The organism is Pseudomonas sp. A0308 (assembly GCF_044218815.1).
Taxonomy (GTDB): domain Bacteria; phylum Pseudomonadota; class Gammaproteobacteria; order Pseudomonadales; family Pseudomonadaceae; genus Aquipseudomonas; species Aquipseudomonas iridis.
In genome coordinates this window covers 1-18,173 of the sequence record NZ_CP162581.1, presented here as the reverse complement: position 1 = coordinate 18,173, position 18,173 = coordinate 1, and the positions used below count along the sequence as shown (strand labels likewise).

Here is an 18,173-nt window from a genome sequence, read left to right as displayed (position 1 = left end):
TTGTACCTTTAATAATGATGTTAAGTCTAATTGCTGGGTGCGGTCGTTCAACACCGCCCCCACAACCCCCGCCTCGTTCGGTGAAGGTTGAAACCGTGCGGGATAGCGATGGCAATCGCCTCCCTATTACGGGTCGGGTCCGGATTGAACAACGCGCTGATCTGAGCTTTGAAGGTTCAGGCCGTATAGCTTCCATTGCCGTGGATGTCGGCGATACGGTTCGGCGCGGACAAACACTCGCACGGCTGGATCCAGAGCCGGCACAACTCAAACTACAACAGGCCCGTGCGGATGTGAGCGCTGCAAAAGCGCAAAAAGCTGAACGAGAGCTGAATTTTCGCCAGCAACAAGCATTGTTTGATGATCGCGTGATCTCACCCGCTACGCTCGCTGCTGCTCGTGCAGCCTACCTGAGCGCCAACGAGCAGTTGGACAGCGCAAAGGCAACAGAAGCAATGGCCAGTCGAGCCGTGCGCACCAGCGCCATTGTGTCGCCATTTAATGGACGCATCGTCGCTCGTTCAGTTCAGCCCTTCGTAGACGTGACAGCGGGACAAAGCGTGCTTCAGATTGAGGGCGCCGAGAAGGCTGAAGTCGTCGGAATGCTTCCCGCGGCATTGGTCACTAAACTTAAGCCTGGGGATGTCGCGTCAGCCTATACAAATGCAAACCCCACGCGAATCGTCTCCATCCGATTGGAAAGCCTATCCAGTCGCCTGGAAAATGGCGCGCTGGTACAAGCCATCTTTCGTCCCGTCGATGCTAACAGCGAGCTGCGCAGCGGCGAGGCAGTACTAATTACATTGCCAACAGCGCAAGCACGATCGCCCTCTGTACCGGTGACAGCACTTATCCCACAAACACAGAGCAAACAAGCGAGTGTCTTTGTGTATGACTCAGGGACCGCAAAAGTCAGCCGTCGCGAGGTCACCCCAGAAACGGTGGAAAACGGTCGAGTACTTGTACATGACGGCCTTGCCGTCGGCGAAACCGTCGTGGTCGCAGGCGCCGCATTCCTGGTTGATGGTCAGGAGGTACGTCTGTATCAACCCGCCACACACATTGGCCGAGACAAAGCCTTATGAACCTGACGCGAAGCGCACTCGGCGCCAGCCGCCTGACCTTATTTACCGCACTTCTGATTTTGATAGGCGGCGTACTAACGTTCCTGCGGTTCCCCTCCCAAGAGGAGCCAACGATCACCATTCGTGACGCGCTTGTTGCAATTTACTTTCCGGGTATGCCGGCAGAGCGCATAGAAAATTTGCTAGCCAGACCGACCGAAGAAAAGTTACGTGAACTGGCGGGCATCAAAAAGATCATCACAACCGTGCGCCCCGGAAGCGCAATGATTCAGATCACGGCCTACGATCAGGTCAAAGACCTTAGCGCGCTGTGGCAGCGTGTACGCGCTAAGGCGAACGAGGCAGCTGCAGGATACCCGCAGGGCAGCCTCGGGCCGTTTGTCGATGATGATTTCGGCCGCGTGGCCGTAGCGTCCGTCGCAGTCACCGCGCCCGGTTTTAGTATGAGCGAAATACGCGAGCAACTTAAAAATACTCGTGAGCAGCTCTACGCTTTACCAGGCGTTGAACGTGTCTCTATATACGGTTTACAAGAAGAACGCATCTACCTCGAATTTGACCGCCAGCGCCTTGCTGGCCTCGGGCTGGGTCCCAACGCTGTACTGGAGCAACTGCGTACTCAAAACGTTGTGACGCCTGGCGGACTGCCCTCTGTTTCCGGATCGGCTTTCACCGTGATGACTACCGGAGAGATGCGAACTCTGGACGACCTGCGTCGATTTCTAATCTCCGTCCCGAGGGGAAATGACACAACAATTGTGGCGTTGGGTGAATTGGCAGACATTCGCTTGATGCCAGCCGACCCGCCGGAAACGGCGGCAATTTATGAAGGACAACCGGCCGTGGTACTTGCCGTTTCGATGGCATCCGGCCAGAACATCGCCGCTTTCGGCCTTCAATTACGCCAACGATTGAACGAAATCGCCAAGCAACTGCCGGCCGGTTTTGCCCAACATATCGTGACCTTCCAGGCCGACGTGGTTGAGCGCGAAATGGGCAAGATGAACAGCGTGATGGCCGAGACAGTCATTATTGTGATGGCGGTGGTGATGTTGTTTCTGGGCTGGCGCACTGGGCTTGTGGTGGGGGCAATCGTGCCGCTGACCATTCTCGGCTCACTGATTGTCATGAGCGCGCTGAAGGTCGAACTTCAAACGGTGTCCATCGCAGCGATCATCATCGCACTGGGACTTCTGGTGGATAATGGCATAGTGATTGCCGAAGACATCGAACGACGTCTTCAGGCCGGAGAGGAGAGACGCTCCGCCTGCATAGAGGCGGGGCGCACGCTAGCCATTCCACTGTTGACTTCATCGTTGGTTATTGTGTTGGCGTTTTCACCTTTTTTCCTTGGCCAGACCAGCACAAACGAGTACTTGAGATCACTTCCGATCGTGCTCGCCGTAACGCTGCTGGGATCATGGGTATTGAGCCTGACGGTAACCCCCTTGTTATGCCTTTACTTTGCCAAGGCTCATGCCCCAGCGGGCAATAAGGAGGCCGCCTACGATTCAAAACTGTATCGGGGCTATCGCCGTGTTATCCAAGCGCTCATGCTCCATAAACTGATGTTCATTGCCATGATGCTGTTGATGCTGACTGGAGCTGTCGCCGTACTCGCGTCCCTCCCCTACAGTTTTTTGCCTGAGTCAGATCGGCTGCAATTTCAGATGCCATTGACGCTTGAACCGGGTAGCGATTCTCGTCAGACACTGCAGACCGTCAAGGAGATCAGCAACTGGCTAGCGAATGACCAGGTAAATCCGGAAGTTGTCGACAGCATCGGCTACGTCTCAGACGGTGGCCCACGCATCGTACTGGGATTGAATCCACCGCTGCCTGCCACGAACGCCGGTTACTTCACCATCAGTGTGCGCCAAGGGAGCGACATGGATGCGGTGATCGCGCGCGTGCGCAATCATATGCTTGAGACCTACCCGCAAGTGCGTGCTGAGCCAAAACGATTTTCCCTTGGCACCACCGAATCTGGAAAGGCGGTCTATCGCGTCAGCGGACCGGACGAGACCGTATTACGTGCAGCGGCCGACCATATAGCTAAGGCTTTGCATGGCCTGCCAGGCACGGTCAACGTGCAGGACGATTGGGATGCTCGAATCTCACGTTACGAAGTGGTGGTTGACCAAGTGCGCGCCCGACGCGCGGGCGTGACCAGCGCCGATGTCGCTCAAGCGCTACAGACTCGGTACTCAGGCGCACAGGTGTCTCAGATCCATGACGATGACACGACGGTGCCAATCATGCTACGTGGGTCGATGACTGAGCGTGACCAAGCTGAAGACGTGGGTAGCACATTGATCTATCCGCAAGCGAACGGCTCGCCGGTTCCGCTGGCGGCTATCGCGCAAGTGACGCTTAGTTCAGAGCCCTCTGCGATTCAGCGTCGGAATTTAAATCGGACCATTACCATCTCAGGCCGTAATCCCGGGCTGACGGCGGCGACCCTAGTCGCGCAGATTGCGCCTAAGGTGGCAGAGTTTAAACTGCCACCTGGATATCATATTGAAATCGGCGGGGAAATGGAGGAGTCCGCAGAGGCCAATGAGTCGTTAGTGCAATATATGCCAGTTGCCGTATTGTCGATGTTGTTACTGTTCGTCTGGCAATTCAACTCGTTCCGAAAACTGCTGATCATCGTTGCCAGCATCCCATTTGTACTTATTGGCGCCGCACTGGCATTGGTGGTGACCGGCTATCCGTTTGGATTTATGGCCACATTTGGATTGCTATCCTTGGCAGGGATAATTGTGAACAACGCGGTCCTGCTGCTTGAGCGAATCGAGGTGGGTGTCGCCGAAGGCCAATCCCGTCACGATGCTGTACTGACGGCAGCAGTAGAACGGCTACGGCCAATCTTGATGACCAAACTGACCTGCATTGTCGGACTGATCCCGTTGATGATGTTTGCCGGTCCTTTGTGGACAGGCATGGCGATCACGCTAATTGGCGGTTTGGCGCTCGGCACCTTAGTTACATTAGGGTTGATCCCGGTGTTGTATGACCTGCTTTTCGCGGGCGCCATCGGGGAGCGGATTACCAACAAGGAAAAGGAACAGAACGTCTAAGGCGGAAGCGCTGAATCGCAAGCGCCCCCCCAATATGCGTTCTCTTGGATGCGTGATAGGCGGAGCCGGGCATCGGTCGCGTCGATTTTTTGATGAGACCGATGTATCACAGGGAGGCCCAGCAACGAAGGAGTGCATGGATGGGACCCATTGGAAGCAATGCTCCGGCGAAACGCCATCCCTAGTGCAACTGATCGGAAACTCTTCACACCACTTTAGCGCAGAGGTGAATACGGGCCTGGTGCATTTCTTTGTAGGCGTCCTGGTTATTTGTTGAGGCGCGCCCTTCGGCGACCAGAGACCGAGGCATGATGAAGCACTCTTAGCAGGGAATTCTCTTATTTGCTGGAAAGGTCCCTGATGTGGGTAATACGCAGCGGGCCAACCCACTGATAATAATTGGCGCGAGAACCATATTCGACCATGGATTCTGGGACGCAAAATTTGAAGGTCTTTCTCCCCCCGTCTACCGATGCAGCGAGCGAGTGAAATTGGCCAATTGTTGTCAAATCGGTGGGCGCCACCTAACCACGCAGGTGGTTTTAGGTGAGCGCTATTCCGCTAGCTATAGGATCCGAGACGAATCAGATCGATATGGCGCTCGAATCAACTTTGGCAGAATCGTATCCGATTACCGAAAGGGTCATAAACCTCCAGAACCTGCCCCCCTCCCTGCTGAACAATATCCGGATGACCAAATCCGTACCGTTTGCCAAGTAACTCATTGCGTAGAATTTCGATATTTTGCATCGGAATAAATATTGTCGATCCTGGACAGGCATCACCCTGCTGTTCGGACAAGTGGAGCTATAAACTGTTTCTGTTGCCCCCTGAATACAACGGTAGATTCGCTTCGAATCGGTGATCAAACTCGACGCTGAAGCCCAGAAAATCAACATATAACTCGCGGGCCTTAGTTTCGTCAAAAATTCGCAATACGGGAGTCGATTTGTCAAATGTAACAGCGGGGTCAGGATTTTCATCCGGAAGCATCGCTGATGCTACCTTCCAGCCCTTATAACCCAACTGCTGTGCGACCAGTTCGAGTGCAACGGTGGGCGACACTTCTTAATTGCGTTAATTGCGCGTCCCTAACGAAGCACACAGGCCCTTGGCCATCCGTTTGGCTTCTAGATTGAAGACATTATTTCTCTTGAAATGGAGACATTTGGTGCTCGCCTTGCCAAACCTCTTTCATCAAGAGAAATTCGATATGGTTCGTAAAAACATGCTCTCCCCTTTCCTTTACGGAGCGAGCGGCTGGCAGCATCGGCGACCCCTTATAGTACTCAACTGCTATTGGAGGCGAAATCTTTCAGGTAGACCGAGTGTAATCACGCAAGGTGGGTTAGACGGACGCACACGACTAATCGTTATCTATCGCCATAAGGCGATCAATGACATTGATCAACTGCTCCACCTGGGCCATAAACTCGGCCGCATTGTCGGGTTGGCCAGAACATTTAAGATCATACGCTAGCTCGGCAAGCCGTTCGGCATACAACTCAAGCTTGCTTATGATAAGCGAGCGCTCGAACTTGGACGTTTGGGCCATCACAACACCTATATTTTTATGATCATGGCCTCTAAAATTAGCTCGGGTTTTTTAATAAACGGTCGAGCTTTTTTCAATATTTCGTCAAGATGTTGATTTACTAGAAACTAAAACTTCGCCAAAATCACCAGCCAATTGATTTAAAAAATAAGCAATAGCCAACTGCGTACACATGTTAAACGTTGCGGTTGCTTGGCGAAGGACTGTGCTTGCGCCACGAACTCTCAGACTCAGAGTGCTGATCAACGATAGAGCCGGGCCGATAAGACGGGCACACTATGCTCAAGACCTGAGTCGCCTCAAGCAGCCAGCTAGCGAAACCATGGGCAGCCATCAGGTTCAGGCTTTCTGGGCCAAAAGCCATCATTCGAAGCTTTTACTGCACGCCGATGAGCCATTCATCGCCCAAGTCTCTGAATATCCAGCCCTCAATAAAAAATTGATAGATCCTTCATACAATCTTGATAATCAAGTGACAGCCTATAGGCAGACACAGCGCGAAATTCGTTTTAGATGCCACTTGCTTAAATTGGGTTGATCCTACTTTGAGGTCTGATGGCTCTCCGCCATAAGCATTTTCTCCTTTGGGGCTATGGCGTTTTTCTCCTGCAGCTGTCGCCTTAGGCCTCGGCTGCCAAGACCTGCCGGCAACTTTAGTACTGGATCGTTGATTTCAAGACGCTAGCTATCGATCAGAAGAAGAATCTTAACTTAACCTCATCGACCGCTAATACTGTCTACACAGCCATTCACTAACCCTGCTGGGCTGTGCCTCAAAATAGCAGCATTCGTTTGAGTCGATTGGTAGCGGAAAGCTCATGTGTTCGAAAGCCAATGTGCGACCTACTATGAATTCCCTGCTTCCTATTTGAGTAAAAGACCTTCGCGGCAGAGACAGGGCGACGCCAAAATGCATAGTGATTAGGGTGATAAACTTCAGCAGATCACGGCTTGACTCTAGACAGCGCGAATCCCCCATGTTCGTCAGTTTTCCGCTCTGGGTCAGGTATCAACGGGAAGGAGGTCGATTCATGCTTGAGCCCCTACAAGGCGTAGCCACCATCGCGGCCACCAATCAGTTCTTTGATGACTTGTGCCGGTTGGTGGACGCTAGAGAAGAGCTGCCCCTTTTGCGGCCTCAGGTCGAAGCATATCGCTGGGAAACCCTACATCATGCGGGAATGGTAAACACATATCATCAAATACAAGGTTTTTTGTGCGGCCTCATGGTCTCCGAGATATTGGACATCGAACAAGGTCGGCACCTGAATCAGCGCCTCGATAATTGTCATGACGTTGGATGGCGTTGATGAGTGCTTCAGCCGGTACAACGGACTACTGACGGGTGAAAAAATAATTACGGGTATCGTATCAATCGTTCGTGTTGCTTTGTGACGTCCAAACCGCCCTGTGAGGGAACGGCCTGGCAATCTTCGAACAGTGCCCCACAAAACCACCTGAAAAACAGCATCAGGACCACAGAAATTGCAACCTATCAGGGAAATAGGACAGCAACCGCATGGAAGCCTAGGTCAAGTGTTGGATCTTTAGACAATACCTAGCGGGTCTGCCCTTTGATAACAAGGCGACCTTTATGTACGACCTCAATAGCTTCGGCTCGATCGAAAAGCTGTTCTATAGTCCCATCGAAGCAGCGATACGCTGGTGCGATTTAATTGCTTATGAGGCTCAGATTCTGGAATCAGAATGGGAGACCCCAGGCCGGATTATCCATTCCTTTCCACAATGGCCCTGCTTGCACATAAAAATAGAAAAAATTCTGGATGCCATTCGAAACCACGAACTACCTTACGGAGCTCTGGGAACTACGGTTGCACCAGGCACTCCCGTTGATATTAAACTACTGACCGTCAGGCATTCGGACTTAAAGCGGTGGATGTTTCACTACCATCCAGATCAGCGGCCCACCTTCCTTTTCAGCCCAGTTGCAGCCGATCAGGTTGCGATCCATTACAGCACCTACTTGATTTTACAAGCAGATCGGGACGCCTTGCGGGTGCAGTTAAAGGCAACCAAAAAGCATCTCCAAATGCTGATCGATGAGCTAAAAGCAGCTGGGCTGGAGCGCGAAAATCTGCGCATGTTTGCCGAAAACAAAGAGCAGATCAGTAACCAAAGTAAAGCGAGCTACCTGAATGTCATTGGAGCGCTGGTAAACACCATACTGGGATCGTCTTCAACAGGAAGAAAGCATTCCATATTCGATAGTCAGGCTTCGATCGTCGACTCCATAACCGCTTATTACGACGGAGTACCAGGGCTGAGCAAGCGATCGTTGGATGAGAAATTTGCAGCCGCAAAACGTAGTCTCGCCCAAGCCAAAACATGAGGATTGCATTGCAATCATCGACGTTGCATTGCAATGACCGATAGCATTTTCTGGTATTGAATCCAGGTCACTTCCCACCCAACGCCATCTGGCTCTAGGAGTGACCACCATGTCCCATCAATCCTCCCCCATCGTTGCTCCGCCACCAAAACAAATCGAACGTCATATCATGCGGCGCGACGAGGTGGAGCGTAAAACCGGTTTCAAGCGTGCCCACATCTACAACTTGATGAAGGAAGGTAAATTTCCTCAGGCTAAACGCATTGGGATGCGTGCTGTCGGCTGGGACTCGCTGGAGATTGAGCAGTGGGTCGTAGAACGCTTAGATACGCAGGCCTGATGCAATGCGTGTGATTTCGGTGGTCTCCACCAAAGGTGGGGTGGGCAAAACCACAATAGCTGCCAACCTTGGCGGTCTATTGGCAGATGCGGGTCTCCGCGTTCTGCTACTCGATCTGGATAGCCAACCCACCCTCTCCAGCTATTACGCCTTGAGTCAGAAGGCTGATGTGGGTGCGTACGAGTTCATCGCGCTCAACTTAACAACCCCTGCGCAGTTTATTTCCAAGACAGTGATTGTAGGACTTGACCTGATCCTATCCAACGATGATCAAGGCCGACTGAGCTCATTGTTACTACATGCCCCAGATGGGCGGCTGCGGCTGCGCAATCTGCTATACACATTGCGCCCCCATTATGACCTGCTGTTGATCGATACACAGGGCGCACGCAGCGTCCTACTGGAGATGGCCTTACTGGCCTCTGACCTCGCCCTCTCTCCCATCACTCCGGAAATGCTCGCGGCCCGCGAACTGCGCCGCGGTACCTTGAAGCTGCTCAGTGAGCTCGAACCGTTTAGTCACCTGGGCGTTTCACCGCCAGCCTTGCGGCTACTACTTAACCAAGTGAACGCCAATCGGGTAGACAGCCGAATGATCATCCGTGGCCTGCGTGAAAGCTTCGCTAAGGTTAATAACATCTCTGTACTAGATAACATAGTTCCTGACCGAGTGGCGTATCTCAACGCTGCTTCTCTTGGGTTACCGGCCCATCGAATCGAGAAGCGTCGGTCACATCAAAAACGCTCTCCATCCGCGCATCAAACCATGCAATCGCTAGCTATCGAATTGTTTCCGGAATGGCGCGAGGCGATCTCTAGGGTGAACGGATGCGCGGAGATTTAATAAGACGAAATACCAAGCCGGCATTTCTCGCCAAGTCATTTTTTATCGACATTGATGCCAACAGCGTTTGGCAAGGAGTCTTTTGATGTTGGATCAGCTTCCCATCATCGCTCAACCATCCACTCGCCCACAGCACCCACCCCGCGAGGAGTACTGCACTGTGGTGTTTCGCCTGCGGGGTGGGCGCTCGGCCATGGGTTGGCTCCTCGAAGAGCTCTCCCGACATTTCGAAGGTTCGGGAACTGCCGAGATCGTAAAATTCGAGGTCGGTGACCATTTGCGTAACCGGCGTTAACTGAGGTTGTTCCGATGAAGAAGCTCAGTCAGGAAGAGATCACCGACAAGCTGCACCAGGAGCATTTCCCTCGAGGGCCGGAACTGGAGCGGCTGTCCGATCCACTTGCTGACACGCCTATGTTGGTCACGCTGGAGCAGTTGCGGCCCTACGAACACAACCCGCGTTTCATCCGTAATCCTCTGTATGACGATATCAAAGCCTCGATCCGTGAGCGCGGGCTGGATCAACCACCGCCGATTACCCGCCGTCCGGGAGAGTCTTATTTCATAATCCGTAACGGAGGCAATACACGCTTGGCGATTCTCGGCGAACTGTGGCAGGAAACCCGCGAGGAGCGGTTCTTTCGCATTCACTGCTTGTTCCGCCCCTGGACCGATGAACTCACCGCCCTGCTCGGCCATTTGGCCGAAAGCGATCTGCATGGTCAGCTCACCTTTATCGAACGTGCGCTGGCCGTGGCCAAACTCAAAACCATGCTCGAACCAGAGGGAGCTGTGCTCTCTCAACGTGAGCTGGCACGACGTCTTGCCGCTGGCGGCTATCCCATTTCGCAGTCGCATATCAGCCGAATGTTGGACACCCTTGAACACTTGCTGCCCGCCATTCCGCAAACACTATATGCCGGATTGGGTAAGCCTCAGATCGAACGCCTGATCGCTCTGCGTAGCCAGGCAGAACGAACCTGGAACCGTTACCCGCCCGTCACCGTTTCGTTCGCCGAGTTTTGGCTCGGCACCTTGGTCATCTTCGATGCCGATCCCGAATCCTTCGATCTTGAGCAGATCCAGGATGAACTGCTCGAACGCATGAGCGGTTTACTCGGACAGTCCTACCGTATGTTGGCCTTAGAGCTGACCGATACCCAACGCGTCACTCCTACACCTGGCTTTGTAGTCACCAAACCTTCGGAGAACAGTGTTCCGCCGGGTATTGATGAAGCCGAGACAGGACCGCGTTCCTCCAAGCCCGGTCCCAAGTCAACCGAGAGTCTGATCGAACCACGGGGCGAGAAACTGCCAGAACCGCCTGAAATGGATGTCGTCTCAGCGGCCAACCCTCCGTCACGCGTTCAAAAGATTCGTGAACAGATTGACCGCGAGACTTCCACCGATGCAGCGCCCACCGTCGAAACCTGCACGATCGACGACATCTGGATCATCGCACCAGCACTCGATACCCCCGAACAACTGCGTTTAGCCATTGCCGGGCTGGCTCGGGAAATGGCGGCCTATGCCGGACATCCTGAGAGCATTATCGATCAGAAGCATGGCTTGGGCTTCGCTCTAGACATCGAACGGGTTGATCTTGCCACGCCTCGCGCGGCCGGCGTTCACCTGCTGCTCCTGGCCCTGTTGCGCGCTCAAGACGACGTGAACTGGGAAGATCGTAAGCAACTGCCGTCAGCGCTATTCGGCCAGTTGTTGCTGGGGATCTATCAACTTTCGCTACCAGACCGTCCCGTCATGGACGTAGGCCTCGAACGACTACCTGATAGTCTGTTAATCAAATTATATCGCCTGATCCGCCTGGCCCGTCGCCTGATCGACTTAACACTTACCCCTGAAGATGACTCACCGAAGGAACTGCCATGAACCTGTCCTTCAATGTGCTCAACCAGGCCATGCTGACTCAGGTACTGCATGAGCTGCGCCTGGGTAACCTGCAACGCTGTAAGGCGCTCGGGCTGAGTGAAGACGACATCTACCTGCTGCAATCTTTACCACCCACCACGCTGTCGCGTTTGGCCCATGCCACCGTACCTTGGGTAGAGGTCAAGATCGACTCGCCGGTGCTGCATCGATTGATCGAACAAGCCGAGCGCGACGAGCAGAACGAGCGCTTGATCAATCGAGCGCTCAAGCTTGGCGCCAGCAGCACCATCATGTATCAGTGCTTCGGCCTGGCGCATTCGGAAACCGCCCTGCGTCGACGCCTGCTCAAGATAGAAACCCGTAAGGGCCGCCCTCAGCATTTGAGCGAAACCCAGGAACACGCGCTATGGCAGCGTTGGTGCCAACTGCGGGCTCAGGACGGTACCGAGGATCAGCTCGACGCCATGATGATGCTGGCGGAGGAGCAACAGATCAGCTTGACCATCGTGTGGCAGCAGATTGACCAGTACAGCAACAACACATGAATACTGCCCCTTCCAGTCGCTGGCAGCGTGTCCTGCAACAATGCACCCAGCAGCTGAGTGAACGCTGGCCCGCACGCCCCACCACTGAACACCCCTCCAACCCGGCTCTGCAGGCGGGCTTTCTGTTCAGCGGCCAATCTCACGAAGTCGTGCCACGTCGGCTGCTGTTGGATAGTCGATTGACGCCATTGGAACGGAATGCCTGGCAAGTGTTCCGACTCATGCTGCAAGGCCAGGGCGTGGTCACGCCGCGCTATGAGGATTTGCAGCCTTACCTGTCAAGCGTGCCCTACGGTGCGTCAGCCTCCCGGGAAACCATTGCTCGGGTGTTGACGATGCTCAGGTTGACGCGTTGGCTGAGTTTGGTGAGTCGCGGACGCGATCAGCTCAGCGGACGTCTTCAAGGTTCGCTGTACGTTCTGCACGATGAGCCGTTAACCCCCGCCGAAGCCATCGAACTGGATCAGGATTACCTGGCGATGGTCGGACATGCCCTCGGTCATGCGACCAAGGCGGTGCGCATTGTCGCGCAGAACATTGTGGAAGAAATCCGCCAGGACACCGATATCGATCAGGGTCGATTACCGACACGGCTCGACAGCTGGGGCGAAATTTGGACGCAGCAAGGATTGGATCCGGCAACCGGTACCGCTCTGCTCGATTCCGGACGGGGGGAAGATGCCCTCGTTCGGAATCGTGCAGGCCCTCGTTCGGATTCCGAACCGGGGCTGAACGCCAGTGTTTCCGGCACTGTTCGGAATCCGAACGCCGCCTGTACTGTATTAAAAGAAAGTATTTGTACAGTACCGCGCGCGACTCCGACGGTGGATAACCTGCACTGGCCCGCTGCGCTGCACCTGAGCCCAAGCGAGCGTCAGGCCGTCGCCGTGGCGCTGAACAAGCTCAAACCAGCGGATCGGCAGGCGGTGCTCAACGAAGCGGGGGCACGCTGTGCGGCCGGTGGAATCCGCAAGCCAGCGGCGTATCTGATGGGCCTGATCCAGCGCGCGCTGAAAGGTGACTTTCATCCTTGGGCAGGTCAGGCCGAACCGCCACCCATTGCAGAACCGCCTGCACAACCACCCTTGCGCCCGATTCGAAAACAGGGCGAACCCGTGTCTGCCCTTGCTCAAGCGTGCCTGAATGAGCTGCGCCAACTGCGCGGCAAACGGGGTGGACGCCAGTAGATTTGATGCCAGTGGCATCAAATCCACTGAGGTCTTCATAGTTAGCCCCTTAAACCAAACCGAACAGACCGCATTCAGCTTTTTGGCTGCCCTTGCCCCTCATCTGTCGCAACGTTCCCGTCCAAGCGAATGCGAGGACAACACCGTGGCCGATCACTATCAACTCAATCTGGGTTCATTGCGCAGCAGCATCACCCTGACCCTGCACACTCACCATGCCGCCCGTATCTGGCAGGGTCGAACCGCACGCGAAGGCGTCCACTCGATCATGGGCATGGCCGGCTACATCAGCGTCACCAACCTAATCAAACAAACCGCGGCCCAAGACGACCCCTATGCCGACTGGGCCATGGTGCAACTCGAAGAAAAGCTGATGCAGGCCAAGGCTGGGATGCTGGAATTGACCCGACAGCTGGACCGAATCAGGCAGGACCTGCCGACACAGATCGACATGGGCGACAACCTCAACATCCACCCCGTCACCTTGCCGTTGTACATCGGCAGCCAGCTGGGCTTTCTCGCGGTCTACCTGCTGACCGACTACGACACCCTGGTACGCCAGACTCTATTGGCCCATCACACCGCCTTGATCGGCCGCATCGACATGGAAGCCTGGATCGACGACGGCGCCCATCTGTTGCGCAGCCTATTCGGCCAGGCCCAGCGCTATCGGCATGCCGGCGTCACACGCGATGATATGGCGGCGAACAACGCCCGAGCCATTGCGGCCATCGAGAAGATGGGTTTGCCCCCAATGGACATCCTGGAGGGTCATCGCCGCTCCCAGTTCGCGCCGCCAATCACTCGCCGTGGTGCTGTGGCAGTGCATGACGCCGACGCGCTGGCAGAGGACGTCGGAGTGTCGTCTGCGACAGTGATTGTGCCGGAGGACGAAGCATGAATCGGATGATCCCGGCTCAACCAATGCCCTTCGAAGCGTTAACACCGGATGCCTATCGACAGCTCGAACACGCAGCCTCCCTAAAAGGCCTTTTAAAACCTTTTAAGGGTAAGGGGGAGTTGGAGCACTTGGCGCAGCTGGCGAGGGAAATCGAGGCGCAGTTATGTCACCTAATGGAGGCTGTGGTGCAGCAAGCCGGACAGCCCCCTTACTCGCTGCTGGACATTCGTTTAGTGCTGCAGAACACCAGCGCAGGCAGCACCTTTTTGCGTTGGCGCACCCGTGACTTCGCCCGTATGGGGGTTGCGGTCTGGGAACGCCAGATCTGCAACAACGCCCTGCCGCAGGCCGTACGCGAGAGATTGCACCGTTTCGAATGCGATCGCATTGCACTGAACCTGCAGATGAGCGTGGTGCATTCGCTCTACCGCCAGGCCTCGACCTGCGCGATCAAAATGGCCAGTGCCGAACGGTTATTGCGCCAGTTCACAACCGCAGTGGAGATATCACGATGAGTACTTTTTTTGTCGGCGAAGGCAATATCGGCAGTGCGCCAGAGTTCCAGGAATTTCCATCAGGCAATGACGAGCCACGGCGTTTGCTGCGGCTGAATGTGTACTTCGACAACCCTGTGCCACGCGAGGGCAGCTATGAAGATCGAGGCGGCTATTGGGCGCCGGTTGAGCTATGGCACCGTGAGGCTGAACACTGGAGCACACTGTACCAGAAAGGCATGCGTGTGCTGGTCGAAGGCCGCACCGTACGTGATGAGTGGGAGGACAGCGAAGACAATGCGCGGGTCACCTTCAAGATCGAGGCCCGTCGAGTCGGCATCCTGCCTCACCGGGTGCACAGCGTGGTCATGCGCGAACGATCCAGTGAACCGGCGGTATCTGCGACACACGTCGGGAAAAGTACAGAACAGGCCAGTTCACCTGCGTCGAAACCCAGAAAGCGCAGAGGGCAGCCACCTACGGACTGACAGACTTTCAGGCATGGAAATTGCGCCTTTGCGCGAAGTTGCTGGTCTACTTTTACTCACTGCTCGTGAAGACCGACCCTGTCGTCCACGCTACAACGGGGTACCAGCCTCGGTCCATCCCGCCCTCACCGACTAATATGAGGAACCTGCCATTCAGGTTTCTCATATCTCGCCCCTGCTACCTCGAACAACGCTGCTCCGAACTCAATCCGGAGTAGTTATATGTACCTCTTCCTCTGCGAAAAACCTTCCCAAGGTCGTGACATCGCCAAGGTTCTCGGAGCCAACCGGCGTGGTGATGGCTGCCTGATCGGCCCCGAGATAACTGTCACCTGGTGTATCGGCCACCTACTGGAGACAGCATCGCCTCAAGCCTATGGCGAGCAATTCAAGAGTTGGTCGTTGGATGATCTACCGATCATTCCCGTGCAGTGGCAGGTCAAGGTCAAACCCAAGACCGCGGCACAATTCAAAGTCATCAAGCGCCTGCTCACTGAAGCCACCACCGTCGTCATCGCAACCGACGCCGACCGCGAAGGTGAAATGATTGCCCGCGAGTTGTTGGAGCTCTGCAAGTATCGAGGCTTCGTTCAGCGCCTCTGGTTGTCCGCCCTCAACGAGGCGTCGATTCGCAAAGCCCTCTCCTCGCTGAAGTCTGGTCAGGAGACCTACCCGCTTTATCTCTCAGCCCTCGCCCGCAGCCGCGCCGACTGGCTGATCGGCATGAACCTAAGTCGTCTGTTTACCCTTCTTGGTCGGCGGGCAGGCTACGACGGCGTATTGTCAGTGGGGCGCGTCCAGACACCCACCTTACGTTTGGTAGTCGATCGGGATCGTGAGATTGCCAGCTTCGTCCCGGTACCTTACTGGTGCGTTGAAGTGCACCTATCGTCAATGGGCCATCGATTCATCGCATCGTGGTTACCGCCACACTCGGGAAGGGATGAGACGGGCCGCTGCCTGCAGCAGGCACTTGCCCATCAGGCGGTCCAAACAATCACCCATGGTAAGTCCGCCACGGTGCTCTCGTTGCAGACTGAACATTCCCGCGAAGCACCACCCCTGCCCTTCGACCTGAGCACATTGCAGGAAGTCTGCTCGCGTAAGCTGGGGCTCGGCGTCCAGGAAACCCTTAATATCGCCCAAGCCCTGTATGAAACTCACAAAGCCACCACCTACCCGCGCAGCGATTGCCGCTATTTGCCAGAGAGTATGTTCAACGAGGCGCCCGCAGTGCTCGACGCCCTGCTCGAAACGGATCCGGCACTCAGACCTGCATTCGGGAGCCTCGATCGATCATTGCGCTCCCGCGTGTGGAGCGATGCCAAGGTCACCGCGCACCACGGCATCATTCCCACCACCGAGCCGGCAAACCTGGCGCGGATGTCTGAACAAGAACGCCAAGTCTACGAACTGATTCGTAGCCACTACCTCGTGCAATTTCTGCCGCACCATGAGTTTGATCGAACCCAGGTCGAGCTGGAGTGTGGCGAAGAACGTTTGATCGCTGTTGGCAAACAGATCCTGGTCCAGGGCTGGAAAGGCTTACTCTGCGAAAACACCGAGGAGGATGAGCCCAATCACAAGTCCCAAGTCTTACCGGTTTTACAACAGGGTACACAGTGCGCAGTGGACGACGTCGAACTCGAGCCCTTGCGTACCACCGCTCCCAAACCTTTCACCGAGGGTGATCTGATCAAGGCCATGAAAAACGTCGCCAAGCTGGTCACCGACCCACGACTTAAACAGAAACTTCGGGACACCACCGGTATCGGTACCGAAGCCACCCGAGCCGGCATCATCAAGGGGTTGATTGATCGCGGTTATCTGCTGAAGAAAAAACGTGCCTTAATGGCCTCCGCTGCTGCCCATACACTGATCGAGGCGGTACCAGCCGCCGTCGCAGATCCAGGTATGACCGCCGTTTGGGAACAAGCTCTGGAGGAGATCGAAGCGGGACGCCTGACCTTGGATGCATTCGTCGCCAAGCAGGCGAACTGGATTGCGCAATTGGTCGAACACTGTGGATCGCTCACCTTGTCGATACCGATCAAAGCCGGGCCGACCTGCCCCATTTGCAATGCATCAATGATCAAGCGTAAGGGAAAATCTGGTCCGTTCTGGTCATGCTCGCAGTACCCGAACTGCAAGGGCACGACGCCTATAAGAAAAGAGACGCAGCGTCAATGACCGTTCAGTTGAATTCGTCATGATGTTGGGGGTTGCACTGTTCAGTGCATTATCAGCGGCGCCTGAGCCCGCTCCAAATCGATCAAAGGTTGTCCGTTTTCTCGGGCCAAGGCGATGCCAATAGAAATCCATATCTGCCCGAGTTCGTTGAACGCTTTCAGATGAGCAGGACTTTCGTTGAGCCAATGAACAAGGCTGTCGAAGTGTTCGGGGTTATCAGGGCAATCATGGATTTTGATGAACAGCTCCAGTGTTCGATCCCAAATCAGATCCATGTCCTTGTTTTCGTCTTCCATGCTCAACCGTCCCTCAGCTTGGCCCTATCAGGCTTTCATTCTCACCGACCACCTTGGACGCTGATTCCTGGTGGAATAGAAACCACGTCGCGGTACACAGCTATTTCAGTCACTATAACAACCCAATGAGTCGATACTCAACCCTTAGGGATGTTCATGTCAACGGGTCTTTGCTCAACCATTCGGGTTGAACTGGAGAACTCATCACTTGGCACATAAACATCCTACCCAAGCCCAAATCGGGCGCATGATCGCGAAGCACCGCAGCGAACGTAATCTGACCCAAGAAGAGGTAGCTGAGCGTTTAGGGATCGGTAGCGAAGCCATCTCTCGCCTGGAACGGGGAGTAGTGGAGCTTACCGTGGTCAAACTGATGCAACTGGCGGACATTTTCGATTGCCGCATGGATGAATTGCTGACGGAATCGAGTAATCGCCCCAATGACCAGAGCCAGATGATTGCGGGTCTGCTGAGTGGACTGAAAGAAAGCGACCGTGCCTTTATCTTGGCAACCGTCGAACAATTAGCCGCACATCTAGGCAGTAAGTGACCTCTTTCATCGCGCTCAACGTAGCGTCTTATGAAGGGGCTCCTACAGACTTGACGTCGTGTTGACCTCTTTGCTGTAGTAGCTTCAGATCACCGCCAACGGCGACCCAAGACCGATTAGCTCCGGGCAGCTCGGTCGAACTCTTCGAGTTCGGAGCCTCCTATTCTGCGGAATTTAATTCCCGTTTTTTGCTCGACCTGATTGTGGTGGCGGATGACCACTGTTGCCTCTATCCGGCAATAGCGGTCATCCGCTTCTGCGATCGTATTCAGTCCCGGAGCCCACCGGGGAAAGAAGGGGGCACCCTTTGTGCGCGGATGCGTGCCAGCATGTTCCGACCCAGGCCACGACAAGGGTCGGTTGGCGAATCATTGC

At 55.0% G+C, this 18,173-nt stretch carries 17 protein-coding genes and 1 pseudogene; 15 read left to right on the top strand and 3 right to left on the bottom strand.

The genetic code is table 11. The annotated features are described in order from the left end of the window. The first annotated feature begins 80 nt into the window (after nucleotides 1-80). Both AB4P92_RS00090 and AB4P92_RS00085 read left to right on the top strand, forming a co-directional pair. Nucleotides 81-1,085 carry an efflux RND transporter periplasmic adaptor subunit gene (locus AB4P92_RS00090; protein ID WP_169905047.1) on the top strand — a complete coding sequence of 335 codons (1,005 nt, stop codon included), beginning with the start codon at nucleotides 81-83 and terminating at the stop codon, nucleotides 1,083-1,085. Next, nucleotides 1,082-4,168, top strand: a complete 3,087-nt coding sequence (locus tag AB4P92_RS00085; protein WP_102879494.1) for an efflux RND transporter permease subunit — start codon at nucleotides 1,082-1,084, stop codon at nucleotides 4,166-4,168. The genes AB4P92_RS00090 and AB4P92_RS00085 overlap by 4 nt, the downstream gene beginning before the upstream one ends. Nucleotides 4,169-4,774: 606 nt before the next feature. On the opposite strand, the pseudogene AB4P92_RS00080 reads toward AB4P92_RS00085, so the two are convergent. Both AB4P92_RS00080 and AB4P92_RS00075 read right to left on the bottom strand, forming a co-directional pair. After that, nucleotides 4,775-5,233 (bottom strand): annotated as a pseudogene (locus tag AB4P92_RS00080) (glyoxalase superfamily protein); the annotation flags it as partial. A 301-nt stretch (nucleotides 5,234-5,534) separates the two neighbouring features. Beyond that, on the bottom strand, nucleotides 5,535-5,723 hold the full coding sequence (locus AB4P92_RS00075; RefSeq protein ID WP_102879495.1) for a hypothetical protein: 189 nt from the start codon (nucleotides 5,721-5,723) through the stop codon (nucleotides 5,535-5,537). A gap of 1,031 nt (nucleotides 5,724-6,754) precedes the next feature. Between AB4P92_RS00075 and AB4P92_RS00070 the strand changes: the two genes are divergently transcribed. The 12 genes from AB4P92_RS00070 to AB4P92_RS00015 all read left to right on the top strand — a co-directional run bounded on the left by AB4P92_RS00070 (nucleotide 6,755) and on the right by AB4P92_RS00015 (nucleotide 16,952). Continuing rightward, nucleotides 6,755-7,033, top strand: a complete 279-nt coding sequence (locus tag AB4P92_RS00070; protein WP_102879496.1) for a hypothetical protein — start codon at nucleotides 6,755-6,757, stop codon at nucleotides 7,031-7,033. 284 nt (nucleotides 7,034-7,317) lie between these two features. Then, a complete protein-coding gene (locus AB4P92_RS00065) occupies nucleotides 7,318-8,073 on the top strand; it encodes a hypothetical protein (RefSeq protein WP_169905052.1) in 756 nt (251 codons plus the stop codon). A 109-nt stretch (nucleotides 8,074-8,182) separates the two neighbouring features. After that, on the top strand, nucleotides 8,183-8,413 hold the full coding sequence (locus AB4P92_RS00060; protein ID WP_102879497.1) for an AlpA family transcriptional regulator: 231 nt from the start codon (nucleotides 8,183-8,185) through the stop codon (nucleotides 8,411-8,413). A gap of 4 nt (nucleotides 8,414-8,417) precedes the next feature. Beyond that, nucleotides 8,418-9,257, top strand: a complete 840-nt coding sequence (locus tag AB4P92_RS00055) for a ParA family protein (protein WP_102879498.1) — start codon at nucleotides 8,418-8,420, stop codon at nucleotides 9,255-9,257. A gap of 85 nt (nucleotides 9,258-9,342) precedes the next feature. Beyond that, nucleotides 9,343-9,552, top strand: a complete 210-nt coding sequence (locus tag AB4P92_RS00050; protein ID WP_102879499.1) for a hypothetical protein — start codon at nucleotides 9,343-9,345, stop codon at nucleotides 9,550-9,552. A gap of 14 nt (nucleotides 9,553-9,566) precedes the next feature. Continuing rightward, the gene (locus AB4P92_RS00045; RefSeq protein WP_102879500.1) at nucleotides 9,567-11,147 is read left to right on the top strand and encodes a ParB family protein; all 1,581 of its coding nucleotides are present in this window, start codon (nucleotides 9,567-9,569) and stop codon (nucleotides 11,145-11,147) included. Next, nucleotides 11,144-11,692 carry a DUF2857 domain-containing protein gene (locus AB4P92_RS00040; protein ID WP_102879501.1) on the top strand — a complete coding sequence of 183 codons (549 nt, stop codon included), beginning with the start codon at nucleotides 11,144-11,146 and terminating at the stop codon, nucleotides 11,690-11,692. Before AB4P92_RS00045 ends, AB4P92_RS00040 begins: the two co-directional genes overlap by 4 nt. After that, nucleotides 11,689-12,879, top strand: coding sequence for an STY4528 family pathogenicity island replication protein (locus AB4P92_RS00035; RefSeq protein WP_102879502.1), 1,191 nt, complete (start codon nucleotides 11,689-11,691; stop codon nucleotides 12,877-12,879). The genes AB4P92_RS00040 and AB4P92_RS00035 overlap by 4 nt, the downstream gene beginning before the upstream one ends. A 145-nt stretch (nucleotides 12,880-13,024) precedes the next feature. Further along, nucleotides 13,025-13,780, top strand: coding sequence for a PFL_4669 family integrating conjugative element protein (locus AB4P92_RS00030; RefSeq protein ID WP_102879503.1), 756 nt, complete (start codon nucleotides 13,025-13,027; stop codon nucleotides 13,778-13,780). Further along, nucleotides 13,777-14,295, top strand: a complete 519-nt coding sequence (locus AB4P92_RS00025; protein WP_102879504.1) for a DUF3158 family protein — start codon at nucleotides 13,777-13,779, stop codon at nucleotides 14,293-14,295. Before AB4P92_RS00030 ends, AB4P92_RS00025 begins: the two co-directional genes overlap by 4 nt. Next, nucleotides 14,292-14,762 (top strand): single-stranded DNA-binding protein, encoded by a 471-nt coding sequence (locus AB4P92_RS00020; RefSeq protein ID WP_102879505.1) that lies wholly within the window; start codon nucleotides 14,292-14,294, stop codon nucleotides 14,760-14,762. The genes AB4P92_RS00025 and AB4P92_RS00020 overlap by 4 nt, the downstream gene beginning before the upstream one ends. Before the next feature lie 222 nt (nucleotides 14,763-14,984). Continuing rightward, nucleotides 14,985-16,952 carry a DNA topoisomerase III gene (locus AB4P92_RS00015; RefSeq protein WP_102879506.1) on the top strand — a complete coding sequence of 656 codons (1,968 nt, stop codon included), beginning with the start codon at nucleotides 14,985-14,987 and terminating at the stop codon, nucleotides 16,950-16,952. 41 nt (nucleotides 16,953-16,993) lie between these two features. On the opposite strand, the gene AB4P92_RS00010 is transcribed toward AB4P92_RS00015, so the two are convergent. Further along, nucleotides 16,994-17,248, bottom strand: a complete 255-nt coding sequence (locus tag AB4P92_RS00010; RefSeq protein WP_102879507.1) for a hypothetical protein — start codon at nucleotides 17,246-17,248, stop codon at nucleotides 16,994-16,996. A 208-nt stretch (nucleotides 17,249-17,456) separates the two neighbouring features. Between AB4P92_RS00010 and AB4P92_RS00005 the strand changes: the two genes are divergently transcribed. Then, complete coding sequence (locus AB4P92_RS00005; protein WP_102879508.1) at nucleotides 17,457-17,798, top strand: helix-turn-helix domain-containing protein; 342 nt, start codon at nucleotides 17,457-17,459, stop codon at nucleotides 17,796-17,798. Nucleotides 17,799-18,173 lie beyond the last annotated feature (375 nt).